This is a genomic window from Actinomadura sp. DC4, assembly GCF_030406325.1.
In the GTDB taxonomy this organism is placed as follows: Bacteria; Actinomycetota; Actinomycetes; order Streptosporangiales; family Streptosporangiaceae; genus Actinoallomurus.
Map to the genome: position 1 here is coordinate 121,723 of NZ_JAUEQY010000009.1, position 21,288 is coordinate 143,010.

At 70.6% G+C, this 21,288-nt stretch carries 17 protein-coding genes; 9 read left to right on the plus strand and 8 right to left on the minus strand.

Annotated features, from left to right (window positions below):
- The first annotated feature begins 12 nt into the window (after window positions 1–12).
- Both QWU11_RS16975 and QWU11_RS16980 read left to right on the plus strand, forming a co-directional pair.
- Window positions 13–2,019, plus strand: coding sequence for an SPFH domain-containing protein (locus QWU11_RS16975; protein ID WP_290109797.1), 2,007 nt, complete (start codon window positions 13–15; stop codon window positions 2,017–2,019).
- Window positions 2,016–6,878, plus strand: coding sequence for a DNA repair ATPase (locus QWU11_RS16980; protein WP_290109799.1), 4,863 nt, complete (start codon window positions 2,016–2,018; stop codon window positions 6,876–6,878). Before QWU11_RS16975 ends, QWU11_RS16980 begins: the two co-directional genes overlap by 4 nt.
- A 3-nt stretch (window positions 6,879–6,881) precedes the next feature.
- On the opposite strand, the gene QWU11_RS16985 is transcribed toward QWU11_RS16980, so the two are convergent.
- The 7 genes from QWU11_RS16985 to QWU11_RS17015 all read right to left on the minus strand — a co-directional run bounded on the left by QWU11_RS16985 (window position 6,882) and on the right by QWU11_RS17015 (window position 14,104).
- Entirely contained in the window at window positions 6,882–7,718 is an 837-nt protein-coding gene (locus QWU11_RS16985) for a hypothetical protein (RefSeq protein ID WP_290109801.1), read from the minus strand.
- Window positions 7,719–7,856: 138 nt separating this feature from the next.
- Window positions 7,857–9,164: an ABC transporter substrate-binding protein gene (locus tag QWU11_RS16990; protein ID WP_290109803.1), complete on the minus strand. Its 1,308-nt coding sequence runs from the start codon at window positions 9,162–9,164 to the stop codon at window positions 7,857–7,859.
- A complete protein-coding gene (locus QWU11_RS16995; protein ID WP_290109805.1) occupies window positions 9,161–10,171 on the minus strand; it encodes a branched-chain amino acid ABC transporter permease in 1,011 nt (336 codons plus the stop codon). Before QWU11_RS16995 ends, QWU11_RS16990 begins: the two co-directional genes overlap by 4 nt.
- A gap of 11 nt (window positions 10,172–10,182) precedes the next feature.
- Entirely contained in the window at window positions 10,183–11,052 is an 870-nt protein-coding gene (locus QWU11_RS17000) for a branched-chain amino acid ABC transporter permease (RefSeq protein ID WP_290109812.1), read from the minus strand.
- Window positions 11,052–11,771, minus strand: a complete 720-nt coding sequence (locus QWU11_RS17005) for an ABC transporter ATP-binding protein (RefSeq protein ID WP_290109813.1) — start codon at window positions 11,769–11,771, stop codon at window positions 11,052–11,054. Before QWU11_RS17005 ends, QWU11_RS17000 begins: the two co-directional genes overlap by 1 nt.
- Window positions 11,768–12,562 carry an ABC transporter ATP-binding protein gene (locus QWU11_RS17010; protein WP_290109814.1) on the minus strand — a complete coding sequence of 265 codons (795 nt, stop codon included), beginning with the start codon at window positions 12,560–12,562 and terminating at the stop codon, window positions 11,768–11,770. The genes QWU11_RS17005 and QWU11_RS17010 overlap by 4 nt, the downstream gene beginning before the upstream one ends.
- A gap of 1,338 nt (window positions 12,563–13,900) precedes the next feature.
- Entirely contained in the window at window positions 13,901–14,104 is a 204-nt protein-coding gene (locus QWU11_RS17015; protein ID WP_290109837.1) for a cold-shock protein, read from the minus strand.
- Between the two features lie 410 nt (window positions 14,105–14,514).
- On the opposite strand from QWU11_RS17015, the gene QWU11_RS17020 reads away from it, so the two are divergent.
- The 6 genes from QWU11_RS17020 (at window position 14,515) to QWU11_RS17045 (ending at window position 19,172) form a co-directional block, all read left to right on the plus strand.
- Window positions 14,515–15,600 carry an acyl-CoA desaturase gene (locus QWU11_RS17020; RefSeq protein WP_290109856.1) on the plus strand — a complete coding sequence of 362 codons (1,086 nt, stop codon included), beginning with the start codon at window positions 14,515–14,517 and terminating at the stop codon, window positions 15,598–15,600.
- Between the two features lie 338 nt (window positions 15,601–15,938).
- Entirely contained in the window at window positions 15,939–16,271 is a 333-nt protein-coding gene (locus QWU11_RS17025) for an STAS domain-containing protein (protein ID WP_290109863.1), read from the plus strand.
- Entirely contained in the window at window positions 16,268–16,534 is a 267-nt protein-coding gene (locus QWU11_RS17030; RefSeq protein WP_290109877.1) for a hypothetical protein, read from the plus strand. Before QWU11_RS17025 ends, QWU11_RS17030 begins: the two co-directional genes overlap by 4 nt.
- Before the next feature lie 43 nt (window positions 16,535–16,577).
- Entirely contained in the window at window positions 16,578–16,832 is a 255-nt protein-coding gene (locus QWU11_RS17035; protein WP_290109896.1) for a hypothetical protein, read from the plus strand.
- 139 nt (window positions 16,833–16,971) lie between these two features.
- Complete coding sequence (locus tag QWU11_RS17040; RefSeq protein ID WP_290109898.1) at window positions 16,972–17,922, plus strand: acyl-ACP desaturase; 951 nt, start codon at window positions 16,972–16,974, stop codon at window positions 17,920–17,922.
- Between the two features lie 104 nt (window positions 17,923–18,026).
- Window positions 18,027–19,172, plus strand: a complete 1,146-nt coding sequence (locus tag QWU11_RS17045) for a GAF domain-containing protein (RefSeq protein WP_290109928.1) — start codon at window positions 18,027–18,029, stop codon at window positions 19,170–19,172.
- A gap of 3 nt (window positions 19,173–19,175) precedes the next feature.
- Here QWU11_RS17045 and QWU11_RS17050 read toward each other — a convergent pair whose 3' ends face one another.
- Window positions 19,176–20,573 (minus strand): PLP-dependent aminotransferase family protein, encoded by a 1,398-nt coding sequence (locus tag QWU11_RS17050; protein ID WP_290109948.1) that lies wholly within the window; start codon window positions 20,571–20,573, stop codon window positions 19,176–19,178.
- Between the two features lie 83 nt (window positions 20,574–20,656).
- Here QWU11_RS17050 and QWU11_RS17055 point away from each other — a divergent pair, with 83 nt between their 5' ends.
- Window positions 20,657–21,199 carry a dihydrofolate reductase family protein gene (locus tag QWU11_RS17055; protein ID WP_290109951.1) on the plus strand — a complete coding sequence of 181 codons (543 nt, stop codon included), beginning with the start codon at window positions 20,657–20,659 and terminating at the stop codon, window positions 21,197–21,199.
- The last annotated feature ends 89 nt before the right edge of the window (window positions 21,200–21,288 follow it).

A 21,288-nucleotide genomic window follows, 5' to 3' on the forward strand; every position in this document is an offset into this window, starting at 1 on the left:
GAAGGACCACTGATGGATTCGCTGGCCATCGGGATCGGCGTGCTGATCGCCGCCATCCTGCTCGTCGTCGTCGGCACCGCGTTCATGCTCCGGCTGTTCCGCAAGGTGGAGCAGGGACGCGTGCTGATCGTTTCCAAGATCAAGAAGGTGCACGTCACGTTCACCGGGGCGATCGTGCTGCCCGTGTTGCACAAGGCCGAGGTGATGGACATCTCGGTTAAGACGATCGAGATCGAGCGCACCGGTCACGAGGGCCTGATCTGCCGGGACAACATCCGCGCCGACATCCGGATCACCTTCTTCGTACGGGTCAACAAGACCATCGAGGACGTCATCGCGGTGGCCCAGGCCATCGGCACCCAGCGGGCGAGCCACGAGGAGACGCTCCAGACGCTGTTCAACGCCAAGTTCTCCGAGGCGCTGAAGACGGTCGGCAAGCAGATGGACTTCGTCGACCTGTACACGCACCGGCATGAGTTCCGCGACCAGATCGTGCAGATCATCGGCACCGACCTGAACGGCTACCACCTCGAGGACGCGGCCATCGACCACCTCGAGCAGACGCCGCTGGAGAGCCTCAACCCGACCAACATCCTCGACGCGCAGGGCATCCGGAAGATCACCGAGCTGACCGCGATCGAGCACGTACGGACCAATGAGTACCAGCGCAACGAGCAGAAGGAGATCACCCGCCAGAACGTCGACGCGCGTGAGGCCATTCTGGAGCTGGAGCGCCGGCAGGCCGAGGCCGAGGTCAAGAAGAAGCGTGAGATCGAGACGATCCGGGCGCGCGAGGAGGCCGAGATCGCCAAGGTCCAGGCCGAGGAGCGGCTGACCTCCCAGAGCGCGCACATCCGTACGGACGAGCAGCTCGGCGTCCAGCAGAAGAACCGCGACCGGGAGATCGCCGTCGCGGAGAAGAACCGCGAACGCGTCATCGCCGTGGAGACCGAACGCATCGAGAAGGACCGGATGCTGGAGGTCATCGCCCGCGAGCGGGAGACCGAGCTGTCGCGCATCTCCAAGGACAAAGAGGTCGAGGGCGAGAAGCGGGAGATCGCCGACGTCATCCGCGAGCGCATCGCGGTGGAGAAGACGGTCGCCGAGCAGGAGGAGAACATCAAGAAGCTCCGCGTCGTCGAGGAGGCGGAGCGCACGCGCCAGGCCGTCGTCATCCAGGCCGAGGCCGAGGCGCAGGAGGGCCTGGTCAAGGACATCAAGGCGGCCGAGGCCGCCGAGGAGGCCGCCAAGTTCAAGGCCCGCGAGGCGCTGCTCATGGCCGAGGCACGGCAGCAGACCGCCGAGCTCGACGCCCGCGCCAAGATCCGCCTGGCCGAGGGCATCCAGGCCGAGACCGCCGCGGCGGGCCTGGCCGACGTCCAGGTGCGCGAGCGGGACGCCCAGGCCATCGAGAAGGTCGGCCTCGCCGAGGCACAGGTGGACCGGCAGAAGGCCCTCGCCGCCGCCGACGGCATCCGCGAAAAGCTCAAGGCCGAGGCGGAGGGCCTGACCGACAAGGCCGCCGGCATGGCCGCGATGGACGACGCCACCCGTGGGCACGAGGAGTACCGCCTGCGGCTGGAGGCCGAGAAGGAGATCCGGCTGGCCGGTCTCAACGTGCAGCGCGAGGTCGCCAAAGAACAAGCAACGGTACTGGCGTCCGCTATGGAGGCGGCCGACATCGACATCGTCGGCGGCGAAACCATGTTCTTCGACAAGGTCGTCGGCGCGATCGGCGTCGGCAAGGGCGTCGACGGGTTCGTCGAGCACTCCGACGTCGCGCGGAGTCTCACCAAGCCGTGGATGAACGGGTCCCGCAGCTTCCCCGACGACCTCACCCGGCTGCTCGGCTCGGTCGGCACCGACGACGTGAAGAACCTCACGCTGTCCGCGCTCCTCATGCAGCGCATCAGGGGCGGCGGCACCGACGGCGCCAAGGCCCAGGAGCTGCTGGACCATGCCGAACGCCTGGGCGTCGCCGACGCGGCCGTCTCGTCCGTCGCCGTCATCGACCAGTGAACGAAGGAACCGAAGAGCCGAGGCTGGACGCGGGCACCTTCGAGGTGCTCCGAGCCCGCCTCGGCGAGCAGGCAAAGGAGCTGACCCGGCGGGCCGAGGCGCTCAACGCCCGGCGCCTGGAGATCTTCGGCGGCACCGAGCTGCGGCTGGTCGGCGCCGAGCGCATCCGTACCGAGCACAACTGCGTGCCGCGCGACATCGCGGCCGTCGGCGACCTGCTGCTGTTCGGCTACAACGTGTTCATCGGGCTCAAGCCGAGCACCTCGGTGGACGACGTGTTCGCGCTGCACCGGTTCGTACGGGACGGCGAGGAGTTCCGGTTCGAGCCCGCGGACTCCGGCCTCCTGCGCGACCCGCGGCTCGAACACGACTTCACCGAGCTGTACCGCTACTACCGCGACAGCCGGCTGCTGCAGCTACGGCACCTCGACGGCAAGCTCCTCGCCGTCTTTCAGACCGGGCTGGAGGCCGAGCACGACACCCGGGTGCTGCGCTGGACGGTCGGCTCGGACGGAACCGTCGTCTACCACGACAACCTCGGCGAGCCGGACCACGTCTTCCCGCCGTCGCACGACTTCGCGTGGACCGAGACGACCCGCGACGACCACGTCCTCGGCCGGCACCCGCACATCTCCATCGAGGACGAGGTGTTCGTCGAGACCGTCGGCGGCGACCTGACCGTCAAGGTGGAGAACAACACCGAGACCGGCGAGGGCATCTACGCCGAGCCGGTGGACGAGCCGCTGCAGAGCCTCGCCGACGCGGAGGTGCACTACGCGCGGGTCGGCGCGCTGATCCTGCTGCGCGTACGGCCGTACAAGGAGGAGGCCTGGCGGTACCTGGTCTTCAACACCCGGACCCGTGACGTCGTACGCCTGGACGGCATCGGGCAGGCGTGCCGGCGGCTGCCCGAGGACCACGGGATCATCTTCCCCGGTGGCTACTACCTGGTCACCGGGGCGGCCAAGACCTTCGACACCGACACGGACAAGCTGGAGTACGAGCGGTTCGTCCGGTCCACCAACGGCGAGGACGTGCTCTACGTCTTCCACGCCCGCGCGGCCGGCCGCTACCTCCTGCTGCCGTACAACGTGATCCGCAAGGAGGTCGCCACCCCGATCACCTGCCACGGCTACTCTCTGTACGACGACGGCACGATGGTGGTGTTCCGCGCCGACTCGGCCGAGCCCACGCGCGTGCACCAGATGCAGGTGTGGCAGACCCCGTACCTGTCCGACGCGTACGCCGCGGCGCAGCCGGTCGGCACCGGGCCGCTGGAGCGCATCGGCAACGCCGACCTCGTACGCGGCATCTCCGACTCGCTGTCGATCGCCCGTACGGTGGCGGACACGACGCCGTCGGCGGCCGTCTTCGAGGCGCTGATCGCCGCCTGCGACCGTGCCTTCGACCGCTATTTCTGGTTCGGGGAACAGGGGCTGCGCGAGCCGCTCGACGCGGTGCGCGGCGCCGCCGACCAGGTGCTGGAGGAGCTCGAGAACGTCCAGCGGCTCACCGCCCAGGCCGACGGCGCGCTCACCGAGGCGGCCGAGCGGATCACTGCGCTGATCCGGCGGGCCAGGAGCGAGGCGCCGGGCGCCGCCGACGCGTGGGTGACCCGGCTCGCCGAGCTGCGCCGCTCGCAGGGCCGGCTGATGACGCTGCGCGAGATGCGGTACGCGGACATGGACCGGATCGACGAGCTGGCCGGGCGGCTCACCGGCGAGCTGACCGCCACCGGCGGACGCGCGGTCGCGTTCCTCCAGACCGAGGACGCCTTCGCGGGCTACCACGAGAAGATCGCCCGGCTCGCCGCGGAGGCCGACGCGATCGCGACGGTCGCCGAGGCCGATCCCGTACGCGAGCGGCTGGCCGAGCAGACCCACGGCCTGGAGACGCTGACCGAGGTCGTCGGCGCGCTCGACGTCGCCGACGCCAACCTGCGGACCTCGATCCTGGAGCGGATCGGGGAGGTGCTCGCCGAGATCAACCACGCGCAGGCGAACCTGACCGCACGCCGCCGCGAACTCCTCGACGTCGAGGGCAGGGCCGCCTTCGCGGCCGAGTTCGCGCTGCTCGGCCAGTCCGTCACCGCCGCGCTCGCGATGGCCGGCACGCCCGAGCAGTGCGACGACCAGCTCGGCCGGCTGATGCTTCAGCTGGAGAACCTGGAGTCCCGGTTCGCCGAGTTCGACGACTTCGTCGCCGGCCTGTCGGCCAAGCGGGAGGAGATCTACGAGGCGTTCTCCGGGCGCAAGCAGGCGCTCCTGGACGAGCAGGTGCGCCGCGCCGACCGGCTGGCCGAGTCCGCCCAGCGCATCCTGACCGGCATCCAGCGGCGCGTCGGCGAGCTGGACTCCCTGGATGAGATCAACACCTACTTCGCCGCCGACCCGATGGTGGCCAAGGTCCGCAGCGTCGCCGAGCAGCTCCGTACGCTCGGCGATCCCGTGCGCGCCGAGGAGCTCGACGGGCGGCTCAAGGCCGCGCGCCAGGACGCCGGGCGGGTCCTGCGGGACCGCGTCGACCTGTACGAGGGCGACGGGAACACGATCCGCCTCGGCCGGCACCGGTTCGCGGTCAACACCCAGCCGGTCGACCTGACGCTGGTGCCGTTCGAGGGCACGATGGCGTACGCGGTGACCGGGACGGACTACCGGCTGCCGGTCCGCGACACCGGCTTCGAGGCGACCCGGCCGTACTGGGACCAGCCGCTGGTCTCGGAGACTCCCGAGGTGTACCGCGCCGAGCACCTGGCCGCGGACCTGCTCGCCGGGTCCCCGGTCGAGGCGCTGCGTCAGGCGGCATCGGACGGCGGTCTGCTCGCGGAGGTGCGCCGCGCGGCGGAGGCCCGTTACGACGAGGGGTACGAGCGCGGCGTCCACGACCGTGACGCGGCGCTGATCCTCGACGCGCTGCTGCGCCTGCACGCCGATGCCGGACTGCTGCGCTATCCGCCCGGCGCGCGGGCCGCCGCGCAGCTGTTCTGGGCGCACGGCACGACCGAGGCCGCCCGTACGTCGTGGAGCGCGCGGGCCCGGTCCCTCGCGCGGGCGCGCGCGGCGTTCGGCGACGCGGACGCGGTCGCCGACCTGCGCGCCGAGCTGAGCGGCGCCGCCGCGTCGTTCGCCACCGAGCGCGGGCTGCCCGGCGGCTCGGACCTCACCGGCGAGTACCTGTTCGAGGAGCTGACCGGCCCGCCGGCCTTCGTCACGGGGGCGGGGGCGCGCGCGGTCCTCGACGGGTTCCGGCGGGCGCTCGGGGACAGGCCGGGATACGAGGAGGACCTGCGCGCGCTGGAGGATCTCGCGGACCGGTACCAGCTCGTCGAGGCGTGGCTGAGCGCGTACCTCCGCGGTGCCGGGACCCCCGCCGACGACCTGCCCGAGGCGGTGGCGATCGCGCTGTGCGAGTCGCTGCCGCGCTCGGAGTCCTCCGCGGAGCTGACCACGACCGTCGAGGGGCTGCTGGGCACGCACCCGCGCGTCACCGGCCGCCGGCTGCCGCTGCGGCTGGACGAGGTGCTGACCCGTACCCACCGGTTCCGCGCCGAGCGGGTGCCCGCGTACCGGGCGTACCAGCGGCGGCGCGGCGAGCTGATCGCCGCGGAGCGCTCACGGCTGCGGCTGGCGGAGTACCGGCCGAAGGTGATGAGCGGTTTCGTCCGCAACGCGCTGCTGGACGAGGTCTACCTGCCGCTCATCGGCGACAACCTGGCCAAGCAGCTCGGCGCGTCCGGAGACGACAGGCGCACCGACCAGATGGGCCTGCTGCTGCTCATCTCCCCGCCCGGGTACGGCAAGACCACGCTGATGGAATACGTCGCCGGACGGCTCGGCCTGATGTTCGTCAAGGTCAACGGCCCCGCGCTCGGCCAGTCGGTCACCTCGCTGGACCCGGCCGAGGCGCCGAACGCCACCGCGCGCCAGGAGGTCGAGAAGATCTCCTTCGCGCTGGAGATGGGCAACAACGTCCTGCTCTATCTCGACGACATCCAGCACACCTCGCCCGAACTGCTGCAGCGGTTCATCTCGCTGTGCGATGCCCAGCGCCGGATGGAGGGCGTCTGGCAGGACCGCACCCGTACTTATGACCTGCGCGGGAAGCGGTTCGCGGTGTGCATGGCGGGCAACCCTTTCACCGAGTCGGGGCAGCGGTTCCGCATCCCGGACATGCTGGCCAACCGCGCCGACGTGTGGAACCTCGGCGACGTGCTGTCCGGCCGCGAGGAGCTCTTCGCGCTCAGCTACGTGGAGAACGCACTGACCTCCAACCCGGTGCTCGCCCCGCTGTCCACCCGGGACCGCGCCGACGTGGAACTGCTCGTACGGCTGGCGCGAGGGGACACGACGGTCTTCTCGGATCAGCTCGCCCACCCGTACTCGGCGACCGAGCTGCAGCAGATCCTGGCCGTACTGCGGCGGCTGCTGCGGGTGCAACAGGTGGTGCTGGCCTGCAACCAGGCCTACATCGCCTCGGCGGCGCGGAACGACGCCTCGCGTACCGAGCCGCCGTTCCTGCTCCAGGGCTCGTACCGGAACATGAACAAGCTCGCCGAGCGCATCGTGCCGGTGATGAACGAGGCCGAGCTGGAGGCGGTCATCGACGACCACTATCTGGGCGAGGCGCAGACGCTGGCCTCCGGGGCCGAGGCCAACCTGCTGAAGCTGGCCGAGCTGCGGGGCACGCTGACCGCCGAGCAGGGCGCCCGGTGGTCGGAGGTGAAGGCGGCGTACGTGCGCTCGCTGGCCCTGGGCGGCGACGCGGACGACCCGATGACCCGCGCGATCGGCGCCCTGGGCCTCCTCGCCGACCGCGTGGCCGGCGTGGAGACCGCCATCACTCGGGCGGGCTCGGACTGAGCCTCAGGCCGGGATGTCCTTCGGGTCGTTGAGGTTCTTCACGTCCTTCGGGGGCGGCGCGGTGATCGTGACCGGGGTGTCGAAGGTGGAGTAGTTCATGGTGACGTTCAGCCGCCGCTTCGTCCCGTCCCGGTTGACGAGGCCGATCTGGCGGATCAGCTGCCGGCCGTCGATCCAGACGTCGAAGTTCACGGTGTCCCCGTAGGGTTCGTTGATCGCCTGTGCCTCGGCGCGATCGGTGGCGTCCAGCCGGTTCAGCGCGTCGCCGAGAGCGAACGTGCCCTGGTAGTGGGTGGTGGACGTCCCGCCCACCGTCTCCTGGCCGACCGCGCGCACGTCTTTGGAGGCGGTGAACATCCTGGCCTGCGGCAGCGGGTCGGTCTGGTGCATGGTGGCCACCAGGCCCATGATCGGATCGGTCGGCGTCAGGTCGCCGATCGCGATGCCGATCCACGGCTTGTGGAGGACCTGGATCAGGTTGAGGTCCTCCACGTACAGCCTGCCCCCGAGCAGCACCTGGGTGGACCCGACGTCGCCCATCGCCTCGTCGAGGTCGTCGCCCACGGTGTACGGGACGTCGAGCTGCATGGCCTGGTCCTTCGGCCTGCCGGCGACCTCGCCGTCCAGGTGGTCGCTCCTGCCGTTCACGCGGGTCGAGAAGGACACCGACGCCTGGTAGGTCGTCACGGCACCGAGCCGCTTGACCGCCCTCTCCAGCACCTGCCGAGGCGTCGCGGGACGCGGATCGCTCGACGTCCTGCCCTTCGCACCCGCCCCGCACCCGAGAAGCGTCACGAGCACGGCCAATCCGGCGGCACCGGCCCCGTACCGGCCGGCCATCGTCATCACAGTGATTTCCCCCTCAGACAGCCTTACGCCCATGTATCTGACGCGCTGCCGGGGATGTTCGATTACCTGCCGCCAAGGGAAGCGGACGCCGCCGGGACCACGTGGGCCCATGGTCCCGGCGGCGGGTCGTCAGCCGGCGGGGACGCCGTTGGCCGGGGCCGGCGGCTGGGCCGTCGTGTACGGCTGGATCGCGCCCGCTCCGTCGTCGGTGGTCAGCGGGGTGCCGCTCAGCGTGATCGTGTTGCCGCTGATCTTGCCGATCTGGGCGCCGGCGTACCCGGCGTGCGAACCCTTGGAGAACGCGAACGGCACGAGGCCGGGGCCGGTGAGGCCGCCCTTCTCCACCGCGTCGACCAGGCCGCGACGGGTGGGATTCGTGCCGGCGGCCTTCAGCGCCTGGGCGAAGGTGTACGCCACCGCCATCCCGTACACCACGTTGCCGTCGAAGGGCAGCTTCGGCACATAGGTGTCATGGATCTTCTTGAACAGCTGGACCCAGCTGTTCGACGTGTCGCCCGCGGGCGCCCCGTACGCGTCGGTGATGATGCCCTGGATCAGCGGGTTGCCCTGGATCTTCGTACCGCCCTGCTTGGCGAAGTTCTCCAGCAGGCCGCTCAGGGTCGTCGGGTCGGAGCCGACGTTGCTGACAGCGAGCTGCGGCTTGAAGTTGAGCTTCAGCGACGCCAGCCGGAACAGCGCGGTGAACGCCGGGATGGTGAACAGCACGACGACGTCGGCCTTGGCCGCCGCGATCGCCTGCGCCTGGGGGCTGATGTCGGTGTTGGTCGGCTGGTACGACTCGCGCTTGACGACCTGGTCCTTCGGTATGTACATGTCCAGGCCCTTGACGCCGTCCTGGCCGAAGTCGTCGTTCTGGTAGAAGTAGGCGATCTTCTTGCCGGCGAAGTTCTGCTTGATGTACTGCCCGAGGATCTTCCCCTCGCGTACGTAGTCGGTCTGCCAGCCGAAGGTGTAGGGGTGCTTGGCGGGCTGGTCCCAGCAGCCGCACCCGGACGCGACGAACAGGTCGGGTACGCGCTGGGCGTTGAGGTAGTCCACGACCTTCGTGTGCGTCGGCGTGCCGAGCCCGTTGAAGATCGCGAACACCTTGTCCTGCAGCACGAGCCGGTGCACGACGTCCACGGTCGTGGTCGGGTTGTAGACGTCGTCGGCGTACTTGTAGACGATCTTGCGGCCGTTCACTCCGCCGTTCGCGTTGAGGTAGTCGAAGTAGGCCTTCGAGGAGGGGGCGATCTCGCTGTAGCCGGGGGCGGCCGGCCCGGTCAGCGGCTGGTGGCTGCCGATCGTCACCGTGGTCGCGGTGATTCCCGGCGCGGACGCCTTGTTCTTGCCGCCGCCCGAGTCGTTGTCACCGGAACCGCACCCCGCGACCACGAGGGTCAGGGCGGTCAGCCCGGCCATCATCCGTTTGATCATTCGGTTCTCCTAGCGTGGGCCAGAATCGGTCCGGAAAGAGTTCGAAGCCCTCCTTGCACGCCTGCGGGGAAGACGAGCATGACGACGACGAGGACGAGTCCGTAGATCGCGAGTGGCAGGTTGGACTCGACGTTGTGCGACAGGTGCGCCGACTGCGCGAGGTCGCTGGCCCAGGTGGGCACCAGCACGAGAATGAGAGAGCCCCAGATCGCGCCCGCCAGGCTGCCGAGCCCGCCGAGGATGATCGCGCTGACGAGCTGCAGCGACAGGGAGATGGTGAAGGCGCCCGGGGCCGCCAGCGTGGAGACGAATGCCAGCAGCCCGCCGCCGAGCCCCCCGCAGGCGGCGGCCACGACGAAGGCCAGCACCTGGGTCCGCGCCACGTGGATCCCGGCGAGCGACGCGGCGATCTCGTCGTCGCGTACGGCGCGGAACGTACGCCCGAAGCGGCTCCGGGTGAGGTTGGCCAGCAGGAACATCGTGATGACGGCGGCGGCGCAGGAGATCCATGCCTGCCAGCGTTCGAGCGGGAACGCCTCGCCCAGCGACAGGGGCGGCGGAGAGGGCGTCACGGACAGGCCGTTCTGCGCGCCGAGATGCTTGGTGAGCGGGCCGTAGCTCGCCAGCTCGGGCAGGCCGACGGCGAGCGTGAGCGTCGCGCCGGCGAGATAGGGCCCGCGCAGCCGGGCCGCCGCGACGCCGACGAACAGGCCGGCCGCGCCGGCCACGATCGCCGAGGCGAGCAGCGCGGCGGCGAGCGGCCAGTGCCGCCCGTTGATCAGCAGCGCGGTCGTGTACGCCCCGATCGCCATGAACGCGCCCTGGCCGAGCGAGATCTGCCCGCTGAGCCCGGTCAGCACGGTGAGCCCGACCGCGGCGCAGGCGAAGTACGCCGCCTGGGCGAGCTGCAGGTCACGGTAGGGGTCCACCGCGTTCGTCAGCACGTACAGCGCGATCGCGGCGACCACGGCCAGGCCCGCGTGACGTACGAGAGTGTGTCGCAGCACGGTCGCTCCTCTCAGACCCGCCGCCCGGCCCGGCCCGCGAACAGGCCGGCCGGTCGGATCATGAGTACGGTGATGAGCGCCGTGAAGGCGCCGAGGGTGACGATGTCGGAGCTGACGTAGCCCGAGACGTAGCTGAGCGCGCAGCCCAGCACGAGCCCGCCCGCGATGGCGCCGGCCGGGCTGTCCAGGCCGCCGATGACGGCTGCGGTGAAGCCGAAGACGAGCACGGAGTCGAACTGGTTCGGCCCGACGAACACCGACGGCGCGATGAGCACGCCGGCCAGCGAGCCGACCATCGCCGCCAGCGCCCAGCCGAGCGTCAGCATGCGCCCGACCCGTACGCCGAGCAGCCGGGCGACCTCGGGCGCGAACGCCGCCGCCCGCATCTTCAGGCCGACGTCCGTACGGCGGAAGAGCAGGAGGAGCGCGACGGCGGTGGCCGCGACGGCGCCGATGACGAACAGGTCCGAGGGCGACAGCAGCAGGTCGCGGGTGAAGCCCTGGATGGTGAACGCCGGCGGGTACGAGTGCGGGGTGCCGCCCCAGATCATGCCCGCGCCGGCCTGGAGCAGGATCAGCAGCCCGAGCGTGGTGATCACCGCGTTGAGCGGAGGCCCGCCCTCGACCCGCCGGATCAGCAGTCGCTCGACCACGGCGCCGAGCACGAGCCCGGAGGCGAGGGCCGCCGCGAGGGCGAGCCAGTACGACCCGCCGTGCCGTACGACGGTCCACGCCAGGAACGTGGTGAACATGAGCATGCCGCCCTGCGCGAAGTTGACGATCCGGGTGGCGCGCCAGATCAGCACGAGCGCCAGGGCCACGGCGGAGAACACCATGCCGTCGGTGATCCCGGCCAGAGTCAGGTTGACGAAGCGCAGCATCAGAACCCCAGGTAGGCGTGGCGGAGCCGGTCGTCACCGGCGAGCAGCCGGGCGTCTTTGTCGATGGCGATGACACCGAGGTTGAAGACGATGGCCCGGTCGGCGATCGACAGGGCGCTCCGGGCGTTCTGCTCGACCAGCAGCACGGTCAGCCCGCGGTCGTCGCGCATGCGGAGGAGCACGGCCATGATCTGGGCGACGAGCCGGGGCGCGAGCCCGAGCGAGGGCTCGTCGAGCAGGAGCAGCCGAGGGTTGCTCATCAACGCCCGTCCGATGGCGAGCATCTGGCGCTCCCCGCCGGACAGCGTGGTGGCCTGGCGCCTGGCCCGTTCTCTCAGCGGCGGGAACAGGTCGTACACGTCGCCGAGCGCCCAGCCGTCGGCGTCTCTCCTGATGAGCCCGCCGAGCCGGAGGTTCTCCTCGACGGTGAGTTCAACGATCACCCCGCGGCCCTCGGGTACGTGAGCCAGCCCGGCGCGGACGATGTCCTCGACGGAGGTACGGCCGATGTCGCGCCCGTCCAGGGCGATCCGGCCGTCGCGGGGGCGCAGGAGCCCGCTGAGGGTGCGCAGGAGAGTGGTCTTGCCCGCGCCGTTGGCGCCGAGGACGGCCGTGACGCTTCCTTCGGGGACCGCGAGGGTCACGCCGCCCAGCGCGCGGACCGCGCCGTACGCGACGGTGAGGTCCTCCACCTCGAGGATGTTCTTCGCCGCGCTCATTCGCCCGGCCCCGACGTCGCCTCGGTGGCGACCTCTTCGCCGAGGTAGGCGTCGATCACCGCGGGATCGTCGCGGATCTCCTCGGGTGTACCGCGGGCGATGACCTTCCCGAAGTCCAGCACGATCACCTCGTCACAGATCTTCATCACCAGGTCCATGTGGTGCTCCACGAGCACGACCGAGTGCCCGAGCGCCTTGATGAGCGCGCCGAGTTCGCCGATCTCCTCGGCGGACAGGCCGGCGGCGGGCTCGTCCAGGAGGATCAGATCGGGATCACAGACGAGCGCGCGGGCCAGCGCGACCCGCTTCTGCACGCCGTACGGGAGCTGGTGGGGGAGCCGGTCGGCGATGTCATCGGGCGCGCCGACCTCGGCGAGCTTGGCGAGGGCTCGTTCGCGGAGCCGGGCCTCGTCCCGGTCGGCGCGGGGGAGTGCGAGCAGGGCGGAGAGGAGTCCGGTCTTCGCCTTCGTGCCGGCGCCGACCATGACGTTCTCGGCCACGGTCAGGCCGGGGAACAGCCCGAGCCCCTGGAGCGTACGGCCGATGCCGAGTCCGGCGAGGTCGTGCGCCCGGTGCTTGCGTCGGAGGGGTTGCCCGTTCCGACGCAGTTCGCCCTCGTCGGGCCGTACGAAGCCGCAGACGACGTTGAACAGGGTGGTCTTCCCGGCGCCGTTGGGTCCGATCACGCCGACGACGTGGTTCTGGGGAACCTCGAGCGAGACGTCATCCAGAGCGACCAGCCCATCGAACCGAACCCGCACGCCGGAGAGTTCCAGCGCGGCAGGTGCCATGACGCATCACCTCGAAATCGAAGATCCCCCGGTGGACGTGTCCGGCCTGCTACGGCCATACCGACTGGTCGGTATCCGCAGAGAATAAACGCTTGTTCATGTGGGGACAAGGGGGTGCGGTGCGGAGGAGTGCGGAGAGCCTTGATGCCTTGTGGGGTACGGCGTGATGGCGGGGGTGAGGGGGTGGCTGGTGGGCGTGGACATGGGCGGGCACGGGTTCGCCGGGTGTGGGATGGGTTTCGTGAGGCGGGACGGGCCGTCGGTGGGCTTGTGGGATGAGGGCGGGCGGCCCGGCGGGGCAGCCGCGGGAGGTGCGGGAGGTAAGGACAAGGCGGTCGGCGGCGGGCTGTCGGCGGGTACCGCCGGGCGGGGGGACGGGGTGGCCGGGCAGGGGGGCGGGGGGTAGCTGGGTGAGGAGGCTGGGCGGCGGTGACGGGCGGCCGTGGTGGGGCGAGGCTGTCGGGCGGGGCTGGTCTTTGCCGAGCGGGGTCGGCGGAGGATTTCGAGTCTGGTGGGGTCGTCGACCAGAGGACATCCGCGGATCCGCCTGAACCGTCCACGAGAGCGGAGGCAGCCCGAGGCGCCGGCGGCCCCCGCTCTCGGCATGCGCTTCACCATCGACCCGACCCCGGGGCGGGCGGCGGCATCTGCTGGTCGCGGCGCGGCCCCGCGACATGTGTCCCGCGGCCAAACGCTCTCCTGGGAGCGGACGGAGGCCGGGTTCTCCGGGTCCTGCCGTGCGGAGGCCGGGGTTCTCCGGGTCCGAGCGGGCCAAGGCCGGGGTTCCCGGATCCGGCCAGGTAGAGGCCGGGGTTCCCGGGGCCGGACGGGTGGAGGCGGTGCGTCGATAACCGCCGGGTGCCTGCCGGGGCAGGCGCCGCTGTCGCGAGGATCGCCGTCGGAGCCACCGCCCTCCACAGACGCTTACGAGTTCTGTACACCTCTGACGGCACCGTGACCATCCCTCGGATCCGGAGAGCGGACCGGAGAGGAGAGGGCACGCAGGTCTGTGGCGCGAAGAACACCCCTGTCCGGCGGCTTACCGGTGCCTTCAGGTAAGGCGCCGGGGACGTCACGGAGCGTGGAGCTGAGGGGGTGGCGAGCAGTCGCGGGACGGCTGGGATTCGGAGAGGCGGTCCTGGCCGGGGAGCCCCGACGCGCAGAGAGGACACCCCCGGCCGACGGGTGGCCATCACCGTCTGGCCGGCCTGCCGAGAGGAGCTCACGGCCTGCGCCATCTTCGACGTGGGATAAGCGGCCTGCCCGCTCCGTGCCGTGAAATCAAACGCGCCGGGCCCGTACGGAAAGGTACGGGCCCGGCGGTAGGTCTGGGTGGTCCTAGGCGGGGACGATGTTCTCCGCCTGCGGGCCCTTCTGGCCCTGCGTGATGTCGAACTGGACCTTCTGGCCCTCCTGGAGCTCGCGGAAGCCCTGGGTCGCGATGTTCGAGTGGTGGGCGAACACGTCCGCACCGCCGCCATCAGGCTGGATGAAACCGAAGCCCTTGTCGGAATTGAACCACTTCACGGTTCCTGTGGCCATGATCTTCTTCTTTCTGAGAAATGCGGAAATCGGGCACGGCTAGGCCCGAGCGTCGCTGCAATGACCCTGGCCGCTATCGAGGCGGCCAAAAACAAAAAATGCGCCCAAGCCGTAATCGCCAGGCGCACATAAAGTTCATGGGAACCACAACTATTAATACGCTATCACACGCATTCCAGGGCCCCCGGTGGACCGCCCTCGGCCAGGCGGGACCAGGCCAGGGGAACTCCCCGACACCCTGCCCCGTTGGGCTCGTTGGCGGAGGCCGGTGGCCCGGGACGAATCCCGCGGTCCGCCGGTGGCCGGATTATTCGTTTTCCCGAGGTCGGCACGTGCCTTCGGCGGCGGATGGTCGCAGCAGCGTACGAACGCTGTGGTCCTGCAACCTGTTCCCCTCCGAAGGAGAGTCGATGACGTCCAGTGCCCTGCGTCCTGCCGATGACGAGACCACCCCCACGATAAAAGCCGCCGCGAAATCCGCCGGAAGCGACTACGCCGCCCTCTGCCGCCAGGTCAGGCAGGCCGGCATGCTCAAGCGCCGCCCCGGTTACTACACGGCGAAGATCTCGGTGAACCTCGGCCTGTTCGCGCTCGGCGGTGTGGCGTTCGTCCTGCTCGGGCACTCCTGGTACCAGCTCTTCGTCGCCGCGTTCCTCGGCATCGTCTTCACGCAGGTCGCGTTCGTCGGGCACGACGCCGGACACCGGCAGATCGCCGGGTCGCGGCGCGTCAACGACCTGCTCGGGCTCCTGCACGGCAACCTCCTGGTCGGGCTGAGCTACGGCTGGTGGGTGACCAAGCACAACCGTCACCACGCCAACCCCAACCACGAAGGGCGCGACCCCGACATCGCGAGCGGCGTGATCGCCTTCACCTCCGGTGTCGCGCGGACGCGGCAGAGCCGGCCGGCGCGGGCGCTCGCGCGCAGCCAGGCGTACTTCTTCTTTCCCCTGCTCCTGCTCGAAGGCGTCAACCTGCACGTCGCGAGCATCCGGGCGCTGCTCGACGGCGAGACCGGCCGGTCACGCTCCAAGCCGGTCGAGGCGCTGCTGCTCGGCGTGCACCTGGCCGGCTACCTCACGGTGCTCCTGATCTTCCTCTCGCCCCTCCAGGCGCTGGTCTTCCTGATCGTGCACCAGTGCGTGTTCGGCCTCTACATGGGCTGCACGTTCGCGCCGAACCACAAGGGCATGCCGATCCTGCAGGACGAGGACAAGCTCGACTACCTGCGCCGTCAGGTGCTCACCTCCCGCAACATCCGCGGCGGGCGACTCACCGACTTCGTCCTCGGCGGCCTCAACTACCAGATCGAGCACCATCTGTTCCCGAGCATGCCCCGGCCCACCCTCCGGCGGGCTCAGGAGCTCGTCCGCGCCCACTGCGGACGGCACGGCCTCACCTACCACGAGAGCACCATTCTCAGCTCGTACGGCCAGGTCCTGCGCCACCTCCACGCCGTCGGAGCCCCTCTCCGCACCGCCCCGGACGCCGGATAGGCCCCGGGCGATCACGGGACCTTGCGGTAAGCTCAGGAGTGGCCGAAAAATCTCGCGCGCTGGCAGCCAAGTCGGCGTCGCCCCGGTGTCTCACTATTCGACCTCGTTCTCCGACAGGTCGAGACGGGCCGGCGAGCATGACGCCGCTACAGGTCACCACTTCGTCGACCGGCGACGTGTGGTGCGCTCCACGACGATTCGACGCCACCTCTTTCGACCGGGCGCGCCCCGCGTCCTAGACGACGCGCACCCCCGGCCAACCAGAACTCTCGGAATCTCGGATCGGAGATCCCATGATGAATCAGACCATTAGCCGCGGCAGACTCCTCTGCCGCAGGATGCCCGGCCATACCGTCCTCGCCGTCGGCGGAGAACTCGACATCGAGACCACCGCCGCGCTCCGGCTCCAGATCATCAGCATCCTGGCGGCCACCACCACACCGGTGATCTTCGATCTGTCCGGCGTCTCCTTCTGCGACGCCTCCGGGCTGGCACTGCTCGTCGGCACCCAGCGCCGGGCCAAGGCCGAGGGCCGTCCGGTCGTCCTCGCCGCACCGCGCCCCAACGTGCGCAAACTCCTGCACATCACGGGTCTCGACCGCACGTTCAACGTCCACGCGACACTCGCCTCGGCCGAACTCGGCGCGGGACGTCACTCCGTGGTCGCATGAGCCGCGAGGACCGATGGGCTCCCAAGATGGACCTGGCGGCCCACGGCTGGGGACTCGCCTTCGAGACCTCCAGCCGGCGGCCGGCCGTGAAACCGGCCGACCCCGCGGCGCCCGGCCGGTGCCTGTGCGGTGAGCCGGCCGACCTCGTCGTCGAGACCAACTGGTTCAACGGCCGTCACTCCAAGGACCCGGTATGCCGCCCCCACGTGGACGAAGTCGTACGCGCGATCAAGAAAGAGCAGGCCAGGCGCAACGGAGGCTGACCGACCCCACCCCCGCGCCGACCCTGCCAGGAGCACGAAGGCAATGAGCGAATCGACGCCGAAAGGCGAACTCCATCTGCGCGTGACCGGTCACATGACCGACTGGAAACTGCTGCTCGTCGATGACCCGCCCAACGAGGACGAGATGGCCTCCTGGATGCAGGAAGGGATGGTGGCTCGCATCCGGGTCGCCGAGCAGGGAAGCAACGAGCCGTACACCCTGCTCGTGAACTTCGCCCTCGTCGTGGCCGCCCGCCTCGTTCCGGCGACGGCCGGCGATCGAGGCGTGCACTTCTGAGCGTTACGACCCTCTCCGCCACCCCTATGAGGACACCCGCGTACGGTCACTTATAGTGACCGTACGCTTACGTTTTCCCAGGTGGGGCCATTGCAGGGCAAGCTGGCCCGTTGACGTGTACGACGAGAGGAAGACCCATATGCCGCCCACGCCGGGGCCGAAGACGACCGTTCAGTTGCTGATGGAGCTGGAGCCGGTCGTGGCGACCGAGCTCGACCGTCACCTGTCCATGGCCAAGGAGTGGTTCCCGCACCAGTACGTCCCCTGGAGCCGGGGCCGCGACTACGACGGCCCGATGGAGGGTACGGCCTGGTCGCTCGAGGACTCCGACATCCCCGAGGCGGCGCGCGAGGCGCTGGTGGTCAACCTGCTGACCGAGGACAACCTGCCCGGCTACCACCGCGAGATCGCGACGATCTTCGGACGCGACGGCGCCTGGGGCACCTGGGTCGAGCGCTGGACCGCCGAGGAGAACCGCCACGGCATCGTCATCCGCGACTACCTCACCGTCACGCGTGCCGTCGACCCGGTCGCGCTCGAACGGGCGCGGATGCAGCACATGCAGGGCGGATACGCTGCCGACCACGGCGACAAGATGCTCCACGCGCTCGCGTACGTCTCCTTCCAGGAGCTCGCGACCCGGGTCTCCCACCGCAACACGGGCAGGGCCTCGGGCGACCCGGTGTGCGAACGGCTGCTGACGCGCGTGGCCGCCGACGAGAACCTCCACATGCTCTTCTACCGCAACCTGCTCGCGGCGGCTCTCGAACTGGCCCCGGGCGAGACGATGCGGGCCATCACCGACGTCGTACGGGACTTCCAGATGCCGGGCCACACCATCGACGGCTTCCTGCGAAAGTCCCTGACGATCGCCAACGCGGGCATCTACGACCCGCGCGTGCACCTGGACGACGTGGTCACCCCCGTCCTCCGCCAGTGGGGGATCTTCGAGAAGGGGAGCCTGGGCGGCGAGGGCGACAAGGCGCGCGACGAACTGGCGGAGTTCCTGGAGGGCCTGGAGACGGTCGCCACCAAGTTCGTCGACCGTCGCTCGGAGCGTCAGGCCCGGCAGGCGGCCCGCCAAGCCTGATCAAGTGATCCAGCGCTGAGCGGCGCTGGACCGGTGACCCCGAATCGGGCAAGCTTGCTATTACCGCCATAAACGGTGCAGCGATCGTGGTCGGGGGATGACGATTGAGGAGTGATGAGCTCCGCCGTGTCGTGGAGGAACAGGGTGCGCTCCGGCGCGTCGCGACGCTCGTCGCGGGCGGGGTGGCCCCGGCGGAGATCTTCAGTGCCGTAGCGGCCGAGGTGGGGCAGGTGCTCCGGGCCGATCATACGAACCTCGTCCGCTTCGAACCCGACGACACGGCCACCGTCGTCGGTTACTGGAGCGATCCCGGATGCCGGCAGATCATGCCGCCGCTCGGCGGGCGCTGGCCGATCGAGGCCCCGTCCGTCACCGCGCTGGTGCGGGGCACCGCCCGCCCGGCGCGGATGACGGACGCCGACTACGCGCGTTCCACCAGCGCGATCGGCATCTGGGCCAGGATCCACCGGATCCGGTGCGTGGTCGGCTTCCCCGTCATGGTCGAAGGGCGTCTCTGGGGCGCGATGAACCTCTACTCCCAGATCGAACCCCAGCCCGGCGTCACCGAAGATCGCATGTCGGAGTTCGTGCAGCTCGTGGGCATGGCCATCGCGAACGCCCAGAACCACAGCGACCTGCTCGCCTCTCGCGCCCGGGTCGTCGCCGCCGCCGACGAGAGCCGCCGCCGCCTCGAACGCGACCTGCACGACGGCGCTCAGCAGGAACTCGTCGCGCTCGCGCTCAAGCTCCGTACCGCCGAGGGGTCCGTCCCGCCCGGCCTATGCGGCCTCAAGGAGCAGCTCGCCGACGTGATCCGCGAGCTGTCCGGCATCCTCGGCCACCTCCAGGAGGTCTCCAGCGGGACCGTGCCCGCGATCCTCACCAGCACGGGCCTGCGTCCCGCCCTGCGGTCCCTCGCGCGGCGCTGCCCGATCCCGGTCGACCTCGACGTACGCGTCAGCGGACGCCTGCCGGACCCCATCGAGGTCGCCGTCTACCACGCCGTCGCCGAGGCGCTGAGCAACACCGCGAGGTACGCGCACGCGTCTGCGGCGGGCGTCAGCGTGGCCGCCGACGACCGGGCCGTCCGGCTCTCGGTACGCGACGACGGCGTCGGCGGCGCGGCGCCCGGAGAGGGGATCGGCCTCGTCGGGCTCAAGGACCGCGTCGAGGCGCTCGGCGGCGGAATGCGGATCATCAGCCCCGACGGCGGCGGCACCGCGTTGCTGGTCGACATCCCCTGGCGCTGAACCTCACCCCAGGGCGTCGCCGACGGCCGCGACGCCCTCCTCGATCTCGCTCTCGCGCAAGTGGCCGAAGCCGAGGACGAGCCGCGGGGGACGCGTACGGCCGTCGAGGTGGTACGCGCTCATCCCGTACAGGCCGATCGAGCGGGCCCGCGCCTCGGCGACGGCCACCTCCTCCTGGCGGTGATCGGGCAGCCGGGCGACGGCGTGCAGGCCCGCCGCGAGGCCGCCGAGCTCCACCGCCGGGGCGTGCCGGGCGAGGGCGCGGATGAGCGTGCCGCGGCGGGCCGCGTAGACGCCGCGCATGCGGCGCAGGTGCCGGTCGAAGCGGCCCGACTCGATCAACCTGGCCAGCGCGAGCTGGTCGAACACGGGGGAGCCGCGGTCGTCGTACCTCTTGCCGTGCGCGATCGTGGCCGCCAGCGACGGAGGGCAGAGGATCCAGCCGAGCCGCAGCGCCGGCGCCAGCGACTTGCTGACCGTGCCGATCAGCGCCACCCGGTCCGGTGCGAGGCCCTGGAGCGCCCCGATCGGCTCGCGGTCGTAGCGGAACTCCGCGTCGTAGTCGTCCTCGACGATCACCGCGTCGCGCTCGTGCGCCCAGGCCAGCAGGGCGTGCCGCCGCTCCGGCGAGAGCACGACGCCGGTGGGGAACTGGTGCGCGGGGGTCAGCACGACCGCGCGGGCGCCGCTCGCCGCGAGCGCCGCGACGTCGATGCCGTGCTCGTCCACCGGGACCGGGACCGCCTCCACCCGGGCGCGGGCCGTGACGACGTCGCGGTACGCCGGGCCGGGCTCCTCGAAGGCGACGCGGCCGGCGCCCGTCGCGGCCAGGGCGTCGAGGATCAGCCCGAGCCCCTGGGCGAAACCGGCGCAGACCACCATCCACTCGGGATGGGCCACCGCGCCGCGGACCCGGCGCGCGTACGCGGCGAGCACCGCACGGAGCACGCCGCTGCCCCCGGCCTCGCCGTACGTGAGATCGGCGACGGGGGCCGTACGGCACGCCTCGCCCAGTGCCCACAGCCAGTCCTGGCGGGGGAACCCGGTCAGGTCGGGCACACCGGGCCGGAAGTCGATCCGCGGCCGTACCGGCTCGGCCGCCGGGGGCGGTGGCGGGAGAAGGGAGGTGGCGCCGGCCGCCACCCGTGTGGCCGACCCGGCGCGCGTGCTCAGGTAGCCCTCGGACTGGAGCTGGGCGTAACACTCGACGACGAGCCCGCGGGAGAGGCCGAGCTCGGCGGAGAGCCGCCGGGTCGAGGGCAGCCGTTCGCCGGCCCGCAGACGGCCCGACTGGATCGCCTCGCGCAGCGCCCACTCCACCTGGGTATGGAGAGGGTCGCCGTTCTCCCGGTCCAGCCGCATGAGCAGTTCGGGGCCCGAACCGGTCCACTCGATGGCCATAAAACCGGACCTTATCCGGCATCCCCCATGTCGGCAGGGTGGACGACGTGCGCCGACGACGGCGCCGAGGACGAGGAGAACGCATGGCGGGCAAGGTCTTCATCCACGCGACGATGTCCTTCGACGGCTATATCGGCGACCCGGAGGGCGCGATCGACTTCGCGGCCGGCCATTCCGGCCTGTCCAAGGAGACGGTCGGGGAGATCATCGGCTCGATCGGCGCCGTGCTCGCCGGGCGGCGCGGCTATGACCGGGGCATGATGCGCGGGGACCAGAAGGCGTACGGCGGCGCGTGGAGCGGGCCGCAGTTCGTCCTCACGCACCGGCCGGACGACGCCCCTCCGCAGGACCCGTCCATCACCTTCCTGTCCTCCGGCGTACGCGACGCGGTGGCCACCGGCCTGGCGGCGGCCGGGGGAAAGGACCTCGTGGTGATGGGCGCCGACGTCGGCCGGCAGTGCCTGCGGGAGGGGCTCGTCGACGAGATCCTCATCCACCTCGTGCCGGTGCTGCTCGGCGAGGGCATCCGGCTCTTCGAGAGCACGGGCCACGTCGAACTGGAGCCGGTCGACGTGGCGTGGACCGGCGACCTGACGACGATGCGCATGCGCGTCGTACGGCCCTGACGCTCACCCGCCCTCGGGCGGTGTCTCGGAGCGGAAGCCGTGGCCGAGTTCGGGGCCGAGGCCGAAGTAGCGCCGGAAGTTGCGACGCC

Excerpts from the sequence above, each read along its gene's own strand:
- QWU11_RS17025 (WP_290109863.1), top strand. The coding sequence starts at position 15,939 with ATGCCCGGCCATACCGTCCTCGCCGTCGGCGGAGAACTCGACATCGAG.
- QWU11_RS17040 (WP_290109898.1), top strand. The coding sequence starts at position 16,972 with ATGCCGCCCACGCCGGGGCCGAAGACGACCGTTCAGTTGCTGATGGAG.
- QWU11_RS17015 (WP_290109837.1), bottom strand. The coding sequence starts at position 14,104 with ATGGCCACAGGAACCGTGAAGTGGTTCAATTCCGACAAGGGCTTCGGT.
- QWU11_RS17050 (WP_290109948.1), bottom strand. The coding sequence starts at position 20,573 with ATGGCCATCGAGTGGACCGGTTCGGGCCCCGAACTGCTCATGCGGCTG.
- QWU11_RS16975 (WP_290109797.1), top strand. The coding sequence starts at position 13 with ATGGATTCGCTGGCCATCGGGATCGGCGTGCTGATCGCCGCCATCCTG.
- QWU11_RS16985 (WP_290109801.1), bottom strand. The coding sequence starts at position 7,718 with ATGGCCGGCCGGTACGGGGCCGGTGCCGCCGGATTGGCCGTGCTCGTG.
- QWU11_RS17010 (WP_290109814.1), bottom strand. The coding sequence starts at position 12,562 with ATGGCACCTGCCGCGCTGGAACTCTCCGGCGTGCGGGTTCGGTTCGAT.
- QWU11_RS17005 (WP_290109813.1), bottom strand. The coding sequence starts at position 11,771 with ATGAGCGCGGCGAAGAACATCCTCGAGGTGGAGGACCTCACCGTCGCG.
- QWU11_RS17055 (WP_290109951.1), top strand. The coding sequence starts at position 20,657 with ATGGCGGGCAAGGTCTTCATCCACGCGACGATGTCCTTCGACGGCTAT.
- QWU11_RS17035 (WP_290109896.1), top strand. The coding sequence starts at position 16,578 with ATGAGCGAATCGACGCCGAAAGGCGAACTCCATCTGCGCGTGACCGGT.
- QWU11_RS17020 (WP_290109856.1), top strand. The coding sequence starts at position 14,515 with ATGACGTCCAGTGCCCTGCGTCCTGCCGATGACGAGACCACCCCCACG.
- QWU11_RS17000 (WP_290109812.1), bottom strand. The coding sequence starts at position 11,052 with ATGCTGCGCTTCGTCAACCTGACTCTGGCCGGGATCACCGACGGCATG.
- QWU11_RS17030 (WP_290109877.1), top strand. The coding sequence starts at position 16,268 with ATGAGCCGCGAGGACCGATGGGCTCCCAAGATGGACCTGGCGGCCCAC.
- QWU11_RS16990 (WP_290109803.1), bottom strand. The coding sequence starts at position 9,164 with ATGATCAAACGGATGATGGCCGGGCTGACCGCCCTGACCCTCGTGGTC.